This is a genomic window from Wohlfahrtiimonas populi (assembly GCF_002006795.1).
In the GTDB taxonomy this organism is placed as follows: domain Bacteria; phylum Pseudomonadota; class Gammaproteobacteria; order Cardiobacteriales; family Wohlfahrtiimonadaceae; genus Wohlfahrtiimonas; species Wohlfahrtiimonas populi.
Map to the genome: position 1 here is coordinate 153,849 of NZ_MVDN01000005.1, position 16,012 is coordinate 169,860.

At 38.0% G+C, this 16,012-nt stretch carries 17 protein-coding genes; 10 read left to right on the forward strand and 7 right to left on the reverse strand.

Annotation, left to right across the window (positions count from 1 at the left end):
• Window positions 1-21: 21 nt before the first annotated feature.
• Window positions 22-525, reverse strand: a complete 504-nt coding sequence (locus tag BZK16_RS07670) for a GNAT family N-acetyltransferase (RefSeq protein WP_077928309.1) — start codon at window positions 523-525, stop codon at window positions 22-24.
• Window positions 526-870: a GNAT family N-acetyltransferase gene (locus tag BZK16_RS07675; protein ID WP_077928310.1), complete on the reverse strand. Its 345-nt coding sequence runs from the start codon at window positions 868-870 to the stop codon at window positions 526-528.
• A 149-nt stretch (window positions 871-1,019) separates the two neighbouring features.
• On the opposite strand from BZK16_RS07675, the gene BZK16_RS07680 reads away from it, so the two are divergent.
• The 10 genes from BZK16_RS07680 to BZK16_RS07725 all read left to right on the forward strand — a co-directional run bounded on the left by BZK16_RS07680 (window position 1,020) and on the right by BZK16_RS07725 (window position 12,256).
• Window positions 1,020-2,243, forward strand: coding sequence for an MFS transporter (locus tag BZK16_RS07680; protein WP_158076828.1), 1,224 nt, complete (start codon window positions 1,020-1,022; stop codon window positions 2,241-2,243).
• A 9-nt stretch (window positions 2,244-2,252) separates the two neighbouring features.
• Window positions 2,253-3,302 carry a bifunctional DNA-binding transcriptional regulator/O6-methylguanine-DNA methyltransferase Ada gene (ada, locus tag BZK16_RS07685; protein ID WP_158076829.1) on the forward strand — a complete coding sequence of 350 codons (1,050 nt, stop codon included), beginning with the start codon at window positions 2,253-2,255 and terminating at the stop codon, window positions 3,300-3,302.
• A gap of 86 nt (window positions 3,303-3,388) precedes the next feature.
• Window positions 3,389-4,588 carry an efflux RND transporter periplasmic adaptor subunit gene (locus BZK16_RS07690; protein ID WP_143691155.1) on the forward strand — a complete coding sequence of 400 codons (1,200 nt, stop codon included), beginning with the start codon at window positions 3,389-3,391 and terminating at the stop codon, window positions 4,586-4,588.
• 39 nt (window positions 4,589-4,627) lie between these two features.
• Window positions 4,628-4,885, forward strand: a complete 258-nt coding sequence (locus tag BZK16_RS07695) for a hypothetical protein (RefSeq protein ID WP_143691156.1) — start codon at window positions 4,628-4,630, stop codon at window positions 4,883-4,885.
• 6 nt (window positions 4,886-4,891) lie between these two features.
• Complete coding sequence (locus BZK16_RS07700) at window positions 4,892-8,011, forward strand: multidrug efflux RND transporter permease subunit (RefSeq protein WP_096777509.1); 3,120 nt, start codon at window positions 4,892-4,894, stop codon at window positions 8,009-8,011.
• Between the two features lie 9 nt (window positions 8,012-8,020).
• Window positions 8,021-9,361: an MATE family efflux transporter gene (locus tag BZK16_RS07705; RefSeq protein ID WP_233145229.1), complete on the forward strand. Its 1,341-nt coding sequence runs from the start codon at window positions 8,021-8,023 to the stop codon at window positions 9,359-9,361.
• 36 nt (window positions 9,362-9,397) lie between these two features.
• Window positions 9,398-10,192, forward strand: coding sequence for an APH(3') family aminoglycoside O-phosphotransferase (locus BZK16_RS07710; protein WP_158076830.1), 795 nt, complete (start codon window positions 9,398-9,400; stop codon window positions 10,190-10,192).
• A complete protein-coding gene (locus BZK16_RS07715; protein WP_077928318.1) occupies window positions 10,192-10,791 on the forward strand; it encodes a GrpB family protein in 600 nt (199 codons plus the stop codon). Before BZK16_RS07710 ends, BZK16_RS07715 begins: the two co-directional genes overlap by 1 nt.
• Before the next feature lie 25 nt (window positions 10,792-10,816).
• Window positions 10,817-11,701, forward strand: coding sequence for an acyl-CoA thioester hydrolase/BAAT C-terminal domain-containing protein (locus BZK16_RS07720; protein ID WP_077928319.1), 885 nt, complete (start codon window positions 10,817-10,819; stop codon window positions 11,699-11,701).
• Between the two features lie 27 nt (window positions 11,702-11,728).
• Window positions 11,729-12,256: a CPCC family cysteine-rich protein gene (locus BZK16_RS07725; RefSeq protein WP_077928320.1), complete on the forward strand. Its 528-nt coding sequence runs from the start codon at window positions 11,729-11,731 to the stop codon at window positions 12,254-12,256.
• Here the strand turns inward: BZK16_RS07725 and BZK16_RS07730 are convergent.
• From BZK16_RS07730 to BZK16_RS07750, 5 genes are read right to left on the reverse strand one after another with little or no spacing between them, the layout of a single operon-like run.
• Window positions 12,236-12,676, reverse strand: coding sequence for a GNAT family N-acetyltransferase (locus BZK16_RS07730; RefSeq protein ID WP_332881388.1), 441 nt, complete (start codon window positions 12,674-12,676; stop codon window positions 12,236-12,238). The two genes, BZK16_RS07725 and BZK16_RS07730, sit on opposite strands and share 21 nt — an antisense overlap.
• Before the next feature lie 22 nt (window positions 12,677-12,698).
• Window positions 12,699-13,241, reverse strand: coding sequence for a GNAT family N-acetyltransferase (locus tag BZK16_RS07735; protein WP_077928321.1), 543 nt, complete (start codon window positions 13,239-13,241; stop codon window positions 12,699-12,701).
• A gap of 34 nt (window positions 13,242-13,275) precedes the next feature.
• Window positions 13,276-14,340: an ATP-binding protein gene (locus BZK16_RS07740; RefSeq protein ID WP_077928322.1), complete on the reverse strand. Its 1,065-nt coding sequence runs from the start codon at window positions 14,338-14,340 to the stop codon at window positions 13,276-13,278.
• Window positions 14,341-15,066, reverse strand: coding sequence for a response regulator (locus BZK16_RS07745; protein WP_408645567.1), 726 nt, complete (start codon window positions 15,064-15,066; stop codon window positions 14,341-14,343).
• A 7-nt stretch (window positions 15,067-15,073) separates the two neighbouring features.
• Window positions 15,074-16,012 (reverse strand): DMT family transporter, encoded by a 939-nt coding sequence (locus BZK16_RS07750; protein WP_077928324.1) that lies wholly within the window; start codon window positions 16,010-16,012, stop codon window positions 15,074-15,076.

The window sequence follows — 16,012 nt, forward strand, 5'->3', positions numbered from 1 at the left end:
TGTGATATTAGGTTAACATGCTTAAAGAGAATAATGCATTTCATACTGGCTAATCACAACTTTGAACTGTTGTTTTTGTAAGAATGCAATCAAGCTTTCATTGCTAATATCTATGTTTGAACAGCCAATTTTGGAGGATTCTGTTTGTTGGCATAAGGTTGATAATATCGTGCTAGCAACACCTTGGCGACGATACTCAGGATGAATGGCTAATTGATAAATATCCCCAGAAATAGGATCAATTACACCATAACCAACAAGATTCTGATGCATATAAGCTGTGACATAAACAAAATAATTAGGCTCTGTCGCCAATGTATCTTTGGAATATTGCCAAGAAGTATGTTTATCCCAAAAGGTTGATAAATCATCATCAGGTGCATGCTGGCTTGTTTTGATATCAATATGCTCAGATGATGAAAGTGTCAAATCAGCTTTTGGTATAGAAAAACACAATAATTCTCGGCTAATTTGGTAGCCCAAAGATTGATATAGCTTCAATGCTGATTGATTGGATGTGATCACTTATAATAAAAACTGCTGTGTATGAAGTTCATTGAGCAAAGTTACTTGTTGCATTAATTCTTTAGCCAATCCATGCCCACGATGTTGAGGGGATAAACCTAAACCAATCACATAGGTTGTTGACAAGCTTTGCCATTGTCTTGTGCTCGTGAGCACAAAGCCAATGAGTTGATCATCTTGAAAAACGCCTACTGAATTTGGAGCTTGATAACCTCTGCGTTTTAATAATCTTTGAAATTGTTCTAGAGAGATTTTCATAGGCACAACATAATCAGAAAAAGCCTCCAAGAATGTTTCATGGATATTTGAGATTTCGGTGTTTGCAAGGGATTGGTAGCGGTACATGGCAAGGGCTTTATGGGTTCATTGAAATGTTATTTAGACTAGATGATCTATATTTTTGAGTCAATCAAATTTAAACGCAAGAATCGAGACGCTATTTGTGAGAGAAATTTATAAGATCATTTTCATAATTTGAAATTATGGATATTGTTATGAAATTCAATACTAAAAATATTATTTACTCTAACTTTTTTGCACAATTTTCAGAGCAAATGGCCTTAGCAATCGCACCGTTGTTGGCAGTGATTATGCTCAATGCAACAGCTAGTGATACAGCATGGTTACAAACAAGCCAAACATTACCATTTCTATTGCTTTCTATTGTTGCAGGATTATTGATAGATCGATCTTCTAAACGCTTTGTGATGTTGTTATCCGAATATATTCGTTTATTAACATTAAGCTTAATTTTGCTTTGTTTAATGACTGGATATTTAACGTTGCCACTATTAGCAGTTTTAGGCTTCATTGGTGTTGTTGGCACAGTTTTTTATAGCATAGCAATTACAGCTTACGTGCCTTTAATGATTCCACAGCAACAATTAATGGTCACAAATCGGGGATTGGAGCTCGTCAGAAGCATTGCATTAAGTGCAGGGCCTGCAATTTGTGGCGGGTTAGTGGTTCATTTAGGATTATCTATCACTTATGGTATTGCATTAATGTTCTCTTTGTTGGCAATTATATGTATTACAGCATTGCCTAAAGATTCTGTCTCGATGGATTCTTCCAACATCAATCGTAATTTAAGAAGAGAATTGAAAGAAGGTTGGTCATTTATTCAACATAATCGTTATTTATCAGCCATTTTATGGGTTTCAGCAATATTTAATGTATCGTGGTTCATGATTCAAGGAATATTTGTTGCTTATGCTATGCAAGAATTATCAGTATCAGCTCAATCTATAGGCTTAATTATTGGTATATATGGTGTAGGCATGTTTATGGGTGCAATGAGCATTCAATGGCTAATGAACTATTTATCATTAGGATTGATGATTGTTTTAGGGCCATTAGGTGGATTTTTAGGCGCATTAATGATTTTACTCAGCAGCTATTTTCCAAATATTATATTTTTATATGCAGGGCACTTTTTGTTAGGTGCAGGTCCTGCGATTTGGGTTGTGACAACATTGTCCTTGAGACAAGTATTAACACCACAGGCAATGATGGGCAGAGTGACATCTCTCATTTTTACAGTAACAGCAGGTGCAAGGCCAATTGGCGCAATGTTATCTGGCATTGTTGCAATGTATTTAGGCGTAGAAGTGTGTTTATGGATAGCTGTGATTGGTTTTACAATTCAGTTATGTATTGTTATGTATTCAGCTTTATCTAAATTACAAGTATTACCAGATGCTGTACAGATGAATTAGGAGTGAATGATGAACCCAAATATCTATTGGCAAGCAGTTGTTGCTAAAAGCCAAATCATGAGTGATATTTTTGTTTATGCTGTGAAAACAACGGGCATTTATTGTCGTTCATCTTGCTCTGCAAAAACACCTAAAAGAGAAAATGTAGAATTTTTCCAAACATGGCACGAAGCGGAAACACAAGGCTATCGTGCATGTAAAAAATGCCATCCCAGTGGCGAATCGATCGCAGTGAGGCAACATCGACAAATGATTGAGGCTTGCGAGCTCATTCAAGCCAATAATGGTGAATTGGGCTTAGTTGATTTGGCAGCACATTTTGCTATGAGCCATTATTTTTTTCAGCGGGTGTTTAAACAAGAGATTGGCATCACACCGAAACAGTATAGTAATGAAGTTAAAAGGCAAAATATGACCCAAGTTTTGCAGAATAGAGATAAGAACATTATTGATGTTGCCTATGATTCAGGATTTAATTCTGTGGGGCGATTTTATGCTTCTGTGCAAGCTAATATTGGGATGACACCCACATCATTTCGTCATGGTGGTAAACAGATGCAGATCTATTTTGCATTATCCGAATGCTCTTTGGGCTATGTTTTGGTGGCAAGTTCACACAAAGGGATTTGTAATATTTCTATGGGCGATGATCTTGAACAATTGCTTCAAGACTTCCAAGATATCTATCCCAATGCTGAACTTGTGGCGAATGATACTGATTTTAATGCTGTGGTTGCACATGTTTTAGAAAAAATTGAAATGCCGAAAACTCAATTACAGTTACCTTTAGATATCCAAGGTACAGCTTTTCAGCAAAAAGTTTGGCAAGCTTTGATGAAAATCCCTGTTGGAGAAACGCGTAACTACACTGAAATCGCTGAACTAATTGGTCAACCTACAGCTGCTCGTGCTGTTGCTCAAAGTTGTGCAAATAATCGATTAGCAGTTGCGATACCTTGTCATCGTGTTGTTAGAAAAAATGGTGATTTATCAGGTTATAAATGGGGCGTAGAACGTAAACGAACCTTATTAGAACGCGAGCAATTTAGCCAAAAATAATCTCCACACAATCTCCATATTTCCTCCACTGAGTTGCAATACTCATTTGTTAAATTTCCCTTAATTGTTGTATTGAGGGAAATAGAGTGAACAAAATACTAGGAATATTCCTGTTTGCGATGCTGATTACTGGTTGCAGTGAATCAGCTAATCAAGATGCTGAATCAATGGCGCCACCAATTGTGACAACTGTGACATTGAAGCCACAAATTATTGAAATCAGTGAAAATTATCCTGCACGGGTGAAAGCCTTTCGCCATGCAGAAATCCGTCCACAAGTCGGCGGCATTATTACCGAGCGTTTATTCGAGCAAGGCTCTGAAGTTACAAAAGGACAAGCGCTATTTCAAATCAACGACGAAGTCTTTCAAGTGGAATTGATGGATGCCAAAGCGAGTTTGGATAAAGCTGAAGCTGAAGCAATGCGTGCACATAATCATGTGAATCGTTTGCGTGCTTTAGCATCTTCCAATGCTCTGACGAAACAGCAATTGGAAGAAGCAGAAGCTCAATATCAACAAGCAATTGCAGATATTGCCCAAGCCAAAGCGCAACTCACAAAAGCGGAATTAGATATCGCTTATGCACAAATCAAAGCGCCAATCAGCGGTCGAATTGGGCAAAGCTTTGTGTCTGAAGGAACGCTTGTTAGCCCAAGTGATGCTCAGCTTTTAGCATTGATCCAACAAGTGGATAAAGTTTATATCGATGTTAAGCAACCACTCAGCCAAATTGAGTTTTTGGAAACAGAAGCACATGCTCAGAATTTGCAATATTACGATCAAAGTCGTGTAGAAATTCTAAATAGTAACGGCACTGTTTATGATGTGAAGGCAAAGCTCTTGTTCACTGAATTAGATGTAAATGAAACGATGGGCGATTCTACAATGCGTGTTGAGGTGGATAATACCAATAACCGTTTACGCCCTGGAATGTATGTGCGCGTTAAAGTAACGTTTGGTGAAATTCCCGAAGGTTTATTGATTCCTGTTGCATCCGTTTCTCGAGATGATTTAGGCAATCCTCAGGTGATGGTGATTAATTCCGATGAAGTGGGTGAATATCGTTCTATTCAAATTGGGCAGCAATTGAATGGCTTTTATATTGTGAAGTCTGGTTTATCGGCTGATGATCAGATTGTTGTAGAAGGTTATACGCGAGCAGAAGAGCATTCGCCCATTACGATTAAACCGTGGAATCCTAATCTACAAGAAAAATATCGCTTGAATGACACGATGCAAGCTCAACTCAATGAAATCATGACAATGATTCAACAAGCAGAGTAGGGATGAATTATNTCTCGAGATGATTTAGGCAATCCTCAGGTGATGGTGATTAATTCCGATGAAGTGGGTGAATATCGTTCTATTCAAATTGGGCAGCAATTGAATGGCTTTTATATTGTGAAGTCTGGTTTATCGGCTGATGATCAGATTGTTGTAGAAGGTTATACGCGAGCAGAAGAGCATTCGCCCATTACGATTAAACCGTGGAATCCTAATCTACAAGAAAAATATCGCTTGAATGACACGATGCAAGCTCAACTCAATGAAATCATGACAATGATTCAACAAGCAGAGTAGGGATGAATTATGGCTAAAATTTTTATCCATCGCCCGATATTTGCTTGGGTGATTGCAATTTTTATGGTGTTAGCAGGTGTTTTAGCAATTCCTCAGCTACCAATTGCGCGCTTTCCTTCAGTTGCTCCACCCAGTGTGAGCATCAGTGTGAGTTATCCTGGCGCAACACCACAAGTCCTGAACGATAGTGTGATTAGCTTAATTGAGCGTGAACTCACAGGAGTGAAAAACCTACTGTATTTCAGCTCAAGCGCGGATACTTCAGGTTCTGCAACGATTACTGCGACCTTTAAGCCCAGCACTAATGTCGAAATGGCACAGATGGATGTACAGAATCAGTTGAAATCTGTAGAGCCAAGATTGCCACAAGCCGTGAGGCAATCAGGCGTAAGCGTAGAAGCTGCAAGCAGTGGTTTCTTAATGTTAGTGGGTTTATCATCTCAAAATAGTATTTACTCTGAAGTTGAGCTGGGTGATTTTCTTTCTCGCAATATCGTGCCAGATATGAAGCGCATTGATGGTGTGGGTAAAGTTCAATTATTTGGCGCAGAAAAAGCCATGCGAATTTGGGTTGATCCTGATCGATTAGTGGCTTATTCGCTATCCATCAATGATTTATCAACAGCGATTGCTCAACAAAATACGCAAATTTCCCCAGGCATTGTGGGCAGTTTACCTGCTAAAAAAGGTACATTGATCACTGTGCCGTTGAATGCACAAGGTGAATTATCTACGGTTAAAGCCTTTGAAAATATCATTTTAAGAAGTGATTCAACAGGCTCAAAAGTGACGTTGAAAGATGTTGCACGAGTGGAATTGGGCGCATCGGATTATGGTTTTGAAGTTTTCAATAATGGCAATATTTCATCTGCCATTGCAATTCAAATGAGCCCAGGTGCTAATGCGATTAAGACTTCTGATGCAGTGAAACAGCGCTTGAGTGAATTGGAATCCATTCTGCCCGCATCCATGTCATTTTCAATCTTTTCGGATACAGCACCTTTTGTGAAGCTATCCATTGAAAAGGTTGTGATTACATTGTTTGAAGCGATGTTTTTAGTATTCATTGTGATGTATCTGTTTTTACACAATGTACGCTATACGCTGATTCCATCGATTGTGGCGCCTATTTCATTATTGGCAACATTTGCTGTGATGTATGTTTTGGGTTTTTCCATCAATGTGCTCACGATGTTTGGCATGGTGCTCGCCATAGGGATCATTGTGGATGATGCCATTGTTGTGATTGAGAACGTAGAACGCATTATGGTGATGGATGGATTATCTCCCAAAGAGGCAACCTTGAAAGCGATGGGTGAAATCACAAATCCCATCATCGGCATTACATTGGTTCTAAGCGCGGTATTTTTGCCAATGGCTTTAGCAGAAGGTTCGATGGGGATTATCTATCGTCAATTCACAGTGACATTATCTGTATCCATCATTTTCTCAGCTTTTTTAGCATTGTCATTAACGCCTGCATTGTGCGCAACTTTATTAAAGCCATATGATGAATCAGCTAAAAAATGGCGATTTTTTATGAAATTTGATGAGCTCTTTGAAAGATTTACTCAATATTATGGCAAGAAGGTTGCAAATATTGTGCGCTCCACAGGCAAGATGATGTGCTTATTCGTTATCTTGGTAGGGATTTTGGTGGTGGCTTTCCAATCTGTACCCACAGCATTTGTGCCAGATGAAGATCAAGGTGAAATTTTAACATCATTCCAACTACCCTCTGATGCAGGGCAAGAGCGAACATTAGTCTTGGTTAAGCAGTATGAGGATTTAATGGAGCAATTGGGTGTTGCTGACAAAACATTATCCATCATGGGGTATGGCTTTGGTGGTTCAGGGCAGAGTGCAGCTTTGGCATTTACAACATTGAAAGATAGTGATGAGCGCATTTTGTCATCCAAGGATGTGACGGATATTGTGAACTACGTGATGATGAATACCGATGAAGGGCAAGTAATATCCGCGATGCCACCCAGCATTGATGAAATGGGCACAACATCTGGCTTTACATTGATGCTTCAAGATCGTGGCAATTTGGGGATGGAAAAATTACGACAAGCACAAGTTCAACTCTTAGCGCTCGCTAAGCAAAGTAAACTAGTGAAGGATGTGTATTCTGATGGATTACCTTATGGCGATAGTGTGTATTTGGATATTGATCGTGATAAAGCTTATGCCTATGGCGTAAAGTTTGATGATATCAGCAGTATGATTTCCAGCTCTGTGGGTTCCATTTATATCAACGATTTCCCACATGAAGGGCGCTTACAGCAAGTGATCTTACAAGCAGATGCTAAAAGTCGATCTACTGTTGAAGATATTCTAAAACTCTATGTGCGCAATGATCGTGATCAATTGGTGAAGTTATCTGAGTTTGTGACAGCCAAATGGGAAAAATCGGCGCATCAATATGATCGCTACAATGGTTATCCAGCTATGAGTATCGTTGGTTCACCAGTTGCAGGCATTTCTACAGGTGATGCATTGGCTGAAATGGAGCGCTTGGTTGCTAAGCTACCAACAGGCGTTGGCTATGAATGGACAGGTATTTCTTTACAAGAGAAGAATTCAGAGTCACAAATTCTTTGGTTATTGGGGCTGTCCATTTTTGTGATCTTCTTGGTGCTTGCGGCATTGTATGAGAGTTGGTCAATTCCATTATCAGTCATTTTGGTTGTGCCGTTAGGTATGTTAGGTGCTGTATTGGCAATACTATTGCGTGATTACCCTAATGATATTTTCTTCAAAATAGGTTTAATCACAATCATTGGTTTATCTGCCAAAAATGCAATTTTGATCGTGGAATTTGCTAAAACTTTGAGGCAAGAAGGTTTGAATTTGATCGATGCAACAGTTGCGGCAGCAAAATTACGCCTTCGCCCCATCATCATGACATCCATCGCATTTACATTTGGTGTGTTCCCATTAGTGATTGCAACTGGCAGTAGCTCAGAAACACAACGAGCACTCGGCACAGGTGTTTTTGGTGGCATGATCAGCGCTACAGTTTTGGCAATATTTTTTGTCCCAGTATTTTTTGTTTTTGTCATCCAGATAGTGGACAGCATCCGTGGGTGTTTCAAAAGCAAGGTTATGAAATCGAATTAAAGTATGAATATGAACAATGAAAATATCGAGCAAAGTCCATTGGTGACTTTGCCAATTTGGCAATTATTTATGAATTACGCAGTACCCAGCGTGATTACAGTTTTATTTTTTGGTGTGCAAAATATTATTGATGGCTTAATTGTGAGCCATTATGTGGGTGAATATGCTTTAGGTGGCGTGAATATCATCATGCCACTTTATAGTGTGATTATGGTGATTGCTTTGATCGTCGGGATTGGTAGCCAAGCATTGGTGAGTCAAGGATTAGGAGAAAAGAATCTAACCAAAGCACAAAATGGGATGTCCAGTGGATTTTGGGCATTAGTGGTTGTGAGCTTAATTGGTACATCTGTTTTATGGTTATTTGGGGATGTTTTTGTTCGCCTTTTGGGTGCAGATGAAACATTGATGTCCTATTCATTGGATTATTTGAAAGGTTTAGCACCATTCATATTGCCAATTACGCTCTGTTTTTATAATGATGCCATGCTGAAATCCATGGGTTATCCCAAGAGTTCCATGGTCATTATGCTCATTGCAGTGCTTTTGAATATTGCGTTGAGTCTGTATTTTGTCATTGAATTAAAGCTCGGCATTATGGGCACAAGCATCGCAACAGGGCTTGCGTTTACCATTAGCATGTTAATTTCTAGCACGATCACTTTTTCAAATAAGAGAGAAATTTCGATGTTGAAAGGGCGATTTGATTATCGTTTATTGGCTCAATCTAGCTATAACGGACTTTCAGAAGGCGTTACGGAATTAGCAGCGGCGATTACGATTTTGGTGATCAATCTCACGGTTGTAAAAATGATTGGTGCAACAGGCGTATCTGCTTTTACTGCAATCAGCTATATTGAATTCACAGGGATTTTAATTTTCTTAGGCATTTCAGATGGTTTAATCCCCGTGCTGAGTTACAACTATGGTGCGAATCAAAAAGATCGTGTGAAGCGAATTCTATATTTTGTTGCGATCATTAACAGCGTAATTGGCGTGACAGTTTTTGCTGTGTTACAGATATTTGGCAGAGAAATTGTTCATATCTTCTTTGATGACATGAATGGTGAAGTTGCACAATTAGCAACGCAAGGTTTACACACTTATGCATTTGTCTTTTTAGTCATTGGGCTGAATATTTTGATTACTGCGTATTTCACAGCTTTAGGTGCTGCTAAATATTCTCTCATCATTGCTGCATTACATAGCTTAGTGTTTGTTTTGATTGGCATTGCAATTTTCCCACGGATATTTGGCATTGATGGCATTTGGCTAACCAGTGTTGTGGCAGAAACGTTGACAGTTTTCATCGGATTAAAGTTAGTCAGCATCGTGAACAGAAAGATATAAATGATATTGTTATTACCTCAATCAAGGATCAAAAAAATGATAAACAATTTACCCATTAATATTCGTGAACATTTGGGCGATCGAGCTTATCAAATTGATAATGTTGGTATGTCGAATGCTAATGTGATGTTTTATGAAGATTTGGTCTTGAAGATTGAAGAATCTACTGATGAAGCCCAACGTGAGCATCAAATGTATCAATGGTTACAAGGTCAGTTGCCATTACCAAACATTGTTAAAGCCATGGAGCATGAAGAACATCATTATCTTTTAATGGAAAAGTTAAAAGGTGAATATGCATGCTCTGATTTTTGGTTAAAACAACCTGAATCATTGGTGGAAATGTTGGTGCAAGCGCTACAAATGTTATGGAATATTCCGATTGGGCATTGCCCTTATGATGCGACATTGTCGCAGAAATTAAAGCATGCTGAATACAATGTGGAACATGGTTTGTGTGATATGGATGATGCAGAAGCTGGTACTTATGGCGTAGATGGTTTTGCATCGCCCAAAGCATTATTAGAATGGCTGGAGCAAAATCAACCTGAAGAGGATTTAGTGTTTTCCCATGGTGATTTGTGTTTACCTAATGTTTTTATTGATCAGTGTAAAATCAGTGGTTTCATTGATTTAGGTCGAAGTGGTATTTCAGATCGCTATCAAGATATTGCCTTGTGTTATCGCAGTTTATTGCATAATTTCGATGGTCGATACAATGACGGTATTGCTTACCCTAATTTTGATCCTAATATGTTGTTTGAAAAGCTCAATATCGTGCCAAATTGGGAGAAAATTCGTTATTACATTTTATTGGATGAGTTATTTTAATGTTCAAAGATCAATTAACCACACAGCAGAAAAAACTAGTTTGTACATTTGAGGATGGTGATCCTAATGAAAATCCTTGGGTGAAAGCTAAACCTGAGCAAGTACATATTGAAGTCGTCGCTCATGATCCTGATTGGTTTGCACGATTTGGTGTACAAAAAGAATCGATTCAGAAAGTTCTGGGTGATTTAGCATTATCGATTGATCATGTTGGATCGACGGCAGTGATTGGTTTAGCAGCCAAACCAATCATCGATATTGATCTGATCGTGGAAAACCCTGAGAATGAAGCATCTTATGTTCCTACTTTAGAATCACTAGGTTACGAGCTAACGATTCGAGAACCTTCATGGTATCAACATCGTATGCTTAAATTGCATGATCCTATGGTGAATTTACATGTGTTTGGTAAGAACTGCCCTGAACATCATCGTCATTTGTTATTCAAAGAATGGCTACAAACTCATCCTGATGATTTGGCGGATTACGCAGCCATTAAAGAGATTGCTAAAAATGATGTGAATACGATGCAGGCGTATAACCAGAAGAAGCAAGATGTTGTGCGTGCGATTTATCAGAAAATCTTTGCCACGTTATAGTTTATAAAAGGTCCTATTGAGCAGTATGCGTTATTTATTGATATTAATTCTGAGTTTCATGCCTGTTTGGGCGAATGGTGATATTGAAGCCTTTAATGATGAAATCAGAGAAGATCAATCTGTTATTACTTATTATTTAAAAAAGTCTCCTGATGTTAAAAATTTAGCGGTCATCTTGCAAGGCAGTGATTGTAATAGTATTTATAACAATCAATTTGTGTTGGATAACTTTGCTGATTTAACGCCTGACACAGATACATTATTGGTGGACAAATATGGCATTACGCAGAGTTTGCCATATACCAATGGTGAGCGCCAAGATTGCCCAAAAGAGTATTTGGATCATGATTCAATGGCTCAGCGTGTGCAGGATTATGTACAAGTTTTAGATAAGCTGAAAGATCATTATGAAAATATTTATCTTATCGGTGGCAGTGAAGGCGCTGTTGTCGCAGCGCTTTTATCACAACAATTAGATTATGTGGATGCAACGATTGCTATGAATGGCGGTGGGCAATATTTCTTGGATGATATTTATTTCTTCATTGAAAAAAGTGTGCAAGCCGAACATCATGAAGAAGCAAAAGAGAGTTTTAAAGAGTCATTGCAAGCTGTATTGGATGGACAATCGGAGGATTATTTATCCGAACATGGCAAAAAATGGTGGCAATCTGCAACTAAGATTGATTTTCAGCAAACCTTAGAAAACAGTCAAAATAAAATCCTAGTGATCCAGACATTGAATGATGACAATGTGAATTGGCAAGGTGCTGTGGATATGTCAAAACGAATCCAATCTGATAAAGTTGAGTTTCACTTTATCGATGGGCAAAACCATTATTTTGAAAATGAAAAAGGTGAGCGATCAGCAGCGGCTCTCAGAATTATCATTCAAAATTGGTTAAAATAAATATCATAAAAAATGTGAGTAATAATTATGAGTAATGAATATTTGGATACTATTTTGTTTGAAAATATCAGAATTATGACTTTCCTTCGTTCACAATTCAGTAAAATTGAACAAATAGAACTTCTTGGATATTCTTTTGTAGATGCAGCTTTTGTTGAATATAGTTTGTTGATTAATCAATCCATACTTTTGGATTTTGAGTACGATACACAAAATTACGAGTTTTCTGATATTAGAGTTGAGAATGTTAAGGACTTTATTAAGAAGAATAGAATTACTACTAATGGATATAACGATAAGGAGTTTAAAAAATTTTGGGAAGCAAGGGGATATGCAGATTATTTCGCTGAATTAGAACGATATAAATACCCTGAATTATATCCTCCTTTTGTATGCCATATTTGCCAAAATAAAGTATTAACGACTAGATATGAAAATGAACTTTGCCCAATATGTGGGTGGATTGATGATGAAGCCCAATTTATATTTCCAGATTTGGAGAATGGTGAAAACTGTAAGAGCTTCAATCAATACTTACAACAATTTCAGTGTTAATGTTGGATAAGGTTTGCCTGAGCCATCAACATCGCTTCTTGCTGTGATTTGGAAACCGTGATGCTGATAGAAAGCTAGCGCAGATTTATTTTGCTCATTCACATCTAGTTCATTAATCTTCAATGACTGAATCGCAAACCTTAATAAAGCCGAGCCTGCGCCTTGACCACGAAATTGATCATCAATGAACAGCATTTCAATGCGATTAGCGTGTATGCCTAAAAAACCTAATATCTTACCATTGGCAGAAATAGCTTTATAAAGTGTAACTTGCGGGAAATAAGCAGGGATTAAGAGTTTTTGAATTTCTTTAAAATCTTCATCTTTTAAGAAATCATGGGTTGCCAATACTGAACTTTCCCAAATCTCTTGCAAGCGAGGAAAATCAGCTTCGTTTACTTTTTCAATGTGAATAGTCATAATTAAGTTCCCTCAAGTTTGATTATCGATTCAAAATAGAAAGCATTTCAGCATCAACAAATTTTTCTTTCTCAAAGAAATAGTCTCTCAATAAACCTTCTGTTTCTAAGCCATTTTTTTGTAACAGAGCGCGAGATGCATGATTTGCAGGATCAATGAATGCTTCGATGCGATGTAGTTTCAAAGTTCCAAATCCATAGTTCACAATCGCTTGGATCGCTTCTGTCATAATGCCGTTGCCCCAATGAATAGGATTCAGATCATAGCCAATTTCAGCGCGGTTATTTTCGGTAGAAAAGTTGTGAAAGCCACATGTGCCAATCAATGCATCGCCTTGAGATTTTAATGTGATTGCCCAGCGTAATCCTGTAGATTCCTGTACGCGGTCAATCCAAATTTTTACGAGCTTTTCTGCTTCATGTAGATGCTGAAATGTGTATAAATCATAAAATTCTGTCACACAATCTTGTGAAAAATATTCGAATAAATTAGGTGCATCTGTTGGTTGAAGTGCTCGAAGGATTAAACGATCCGTTTCTAATAAAGGCATATTGTTCGTTAGCATTAGATGGTTCTCTTATGAATGTTGCAATTGTGCATTATAGGGGTAATTGCACTTTAAAACAGCTGCCACCATGACGAGATTTTTCGTAAGTGATTGTGCCATTGTGCGCTTCAATTAAGTGCTTGATGATGGTTAAACCTAAGCCTGTGCCTTGTTTGGATTCTTTAGAAGGGTGATTCGCACGATAAAATGATTCAAAGATATGTGTTTGTGCCTCTTCTGAAACGCCAGGGCCTTCATCTTCAATAGTGAATTGCCATTGATCATTTTGGATTTGGCTACTTAAATATAAGCGACCAGAATTAGCGTAGCGAATGGCATTGTCTAATAACGCTGTGAAAACTTGTTGTAATCTAAAGCGGTCACACATAATTTTTCCTGTGGCTAAACTACTGACAATTTCAAAGTCATATTTTTCAAACTCACTTGTGTATTCCACAAGTTTATCTTCAAGCAATAAGCGTAGATCTGTGGGTTCTAAAGTTAGTTGAAGGTGATTATTTTCAATTAAACTGAGCAGCCTTAAGTCTTCAATGAGCACAGATAAATTTTCTGTCTGCTTCAATAATGTGGTCACTAATTCATCATTAGGTATAAAAATACCATCTAAAATACCTTGTAATCGACCTTTTAAAATTGTCACAGGAGTGCGGAGTTCATGTGCAATGCCTGCATTCCAAAGCATAATGTTATTTTGCTTATTCTCCAGTTGCTCTGCCATTAAATTGAAGTTCTCTTCCAACTGAATGAGCTCTGCAAAGTTGGTTTTTGGATTGCGTTGCACGCGTGTAGATAAATTGCCATCCATAATACTTTGTGAAGCTTCTGCCAATGCATTGATGGATAACATCATCTTTTTGGAGATCCTAAAAGCCAATAAAATAGATGTCATCAAGCCAATTAAAGCCATCAAAAGAATCCAAATGAAATCTGCAAACTCGAAATAGCTATCTTCTTGAGCTGCTTCTATTGCTTCATGATCAGGATAAAAGACGAGATAAACAAGATAAGCACTTAAGAATGCACTAGCAATCACAGCGAAGCATACAAGTGACATAGTGATGATCAATTGCGTATTGATGCTGACTTGTTTTTTCATCTAGAGTTTCTCCAAGCGATAGCCAACGCCACGAACGCTATTGATGGCAACAGTTGCGGGTAAAGTCGTGAGCTTTTTACGTAATTTGCTCATGTGGCTATCCACAGTTCTTTCCAATGCATCACTATCAGGCAAGCAACGATCCAAAATTTCACTGCGTGTAAAAACTTTATTGGGCGCTTGAATTAATAACAGTAAAAAGTGATATTCCGTCAATGTCAGATTCAATGTGTGAATAGCATCCGCCGTTTGAATCGTCACTAAATGCTGTGTTTCATCAATTTTGAGATTGCCATAGCTTTTTTCAGGTACAGCCGTTGGCGTTGTTGTCACGATGCTTCGTCTTAATACAGCTTGCACACGAGCCATCACTTCGTTGGGATTGAAAGGTTTCACAATATAGTCATCCGCGCCCATTCTCAGCGCCATGATCTTATCAATGTCCTGATCTAAAGCTGTGAGCATAATGACAGGCACTTGGCTGAATTGACGAATGTGGCTCAATACAGCCCAACCATCTTTTTCAGGTAATTTGACATCTAGCAGCACTAAATCAATATCATGATTATGCAATTGATTAATGGCTTCTAAACCATTAACAGCACGATGTGTTTGCATATTGTCGCGTTGAGCATATGAGATCAGGATATCTGCGATATCATCGTCATCTTCAACAATTAAGAGCGTTAATTCTGACATATTCCAAATATAACCTCGATGAATGATAGTCGAATTATACTTTATTTTCATGATGTTGAGTGCTGAGTTTAGAAGGACGATTGGTTAAAATAATACCTGTCACAATGAATATGCTACCTAAGATGATGGATGGACTAATGGTTTCATCTAATAGTAAGTAACCTGCAATGACAGCAGTTAATGGGTTTAATGCGATGAATGTGCCTGCATTGGCTGCACCGATTTGGTCAATGCCTTGGTAATACCAGACATAAGCCAATGCAGAACCTAAGATGCCCAAATATAGCAGGCTCAAAATATCAGTTTGTGTGAGCAGTGTGAAATGCTCCCATGAAACAGTTGGGCTAATGATGGATGCTATTAATAATAAAATTGTGCCAACAAAGATTGAGTAAGCAACGGTATGTAATGCACCAATAGATTTAATGGTATTTTTACCTGCAACTGTATAAATGCCCCATGTGATCACACAGCCGAAGATTGCAAAATCCCCAATGATGGATGAAGAAGCATCTTGCATATTTGTATGGCTTAACAGAACCATAATTGCACCAATGATGGATAAAGCAATGCCATAGTTCTTCTTAATTGTAATTTTTTCGCGCCAAATTAAGAAAGATAAAAATGCAATCATCGCAGGATTGAGAGACACAATGAGCGCAGTTCTAGATGCAGGGATCAATTGTAATCCGTAAAAGAAGAATAAGTGATATAGGAAAACACCTGCAAAGCCCAATAATAAAATGGGCCAAAATTGCTGGAGGGTAATTTTCTTCCAGCCAATTTTAGGGCAGCTGAGCAAAATTAAGAAAGTGATGGAACCTAAGGAAAATCGTAATGTTGCGGATAGTAGAGAGGGAATATCATTATGTATGAATCTTCCTGCCACAAAAGTTCCTCTCCATAAAATGGCGACAATACAGAGTTGAATGTAGACAAAAATGCATGCTTTGTTCATGAAAATACCTGCCAT

Coding starts and splice junctions, on each gene's coding strand:
- BZK16_RS07675 (WP_077928310.1), bottom strand. CDS start 870: ATGTACCGCTACCAATCCCTTGCAAACACCGAAATCTCAAATATCCAT.
- BZK16_RS07680 (WP_158076828.1), top strand. CDS start 1,020: ATGAAATTCAATACTAAAAATATTATTTACTCTAACTTTTTTGCACAA.
- ada (WP_158076829.1), top strand. CDS start 2,253: ATGAACCCAAATATCTATTGGCAAGCAGTTGTTGCTAAAAGCCAAATC.
- BZK16_RS07705 (WP_233145229.1), top strand. CDS start 8,021: ATGAACAATGAAAATATCGAGCAAAGTCCATTGGTGACTTTGCCAATT.
- BZK16_RS07710 (WP_158076830.1), top strand. CDS start 9,398: ATGATAAACAATTTACCCATTAATATTCGTGAACATTTGGGCGATCGA.
- BZK16_RS07715 (WP_077928318.1), top strand. CDS start 10,192: ATGTTCAAAGATCAATTAACCACACAGCAGAAAAAACTAGTTTGTACA.
- BZK16_RS07720 (WP_077928319.1), top strand. CDS start 10,817: ATGCGTTATTTATTGATATTAATTCTGAGTTTCATGCCTGTTTGGGCG.
- BZK16_RS07725 (WP_077928320.1), top strand. CDS start 11,729: ATGAGTAATGAATATTTGGATACTATTTTGTTTGAAAATATCAGAATT.
- BZK16_RS07730 (WP_332881388.1), bottom strand. CDS start 12,676: ATGACTATTCACATTGAAAAAGTAAACGAAGCTGATTTTCCTCGCTTG.
- BZK16_RS07735 (WP_077928321.1), bottom strand. CDS start 13,241: ATGCTAACGAACAATATGCCTTTATTAGAAACGGATCGTTTAATCCTT.
- BZK16_RS07740 (WP_077928322.1), bottom strand. CDS start 14,340: ATGAAAAAACAAGTCAGCATCAATACGCAATTGATCATCACTATGTCA.
- BZK16_RS07750 (WP_077928324.1), bottom strand. CDS start 16,012: ATGGCAGGTATTTTCATGAACAAAGCATGCATTTTTGTCTACATTCAA.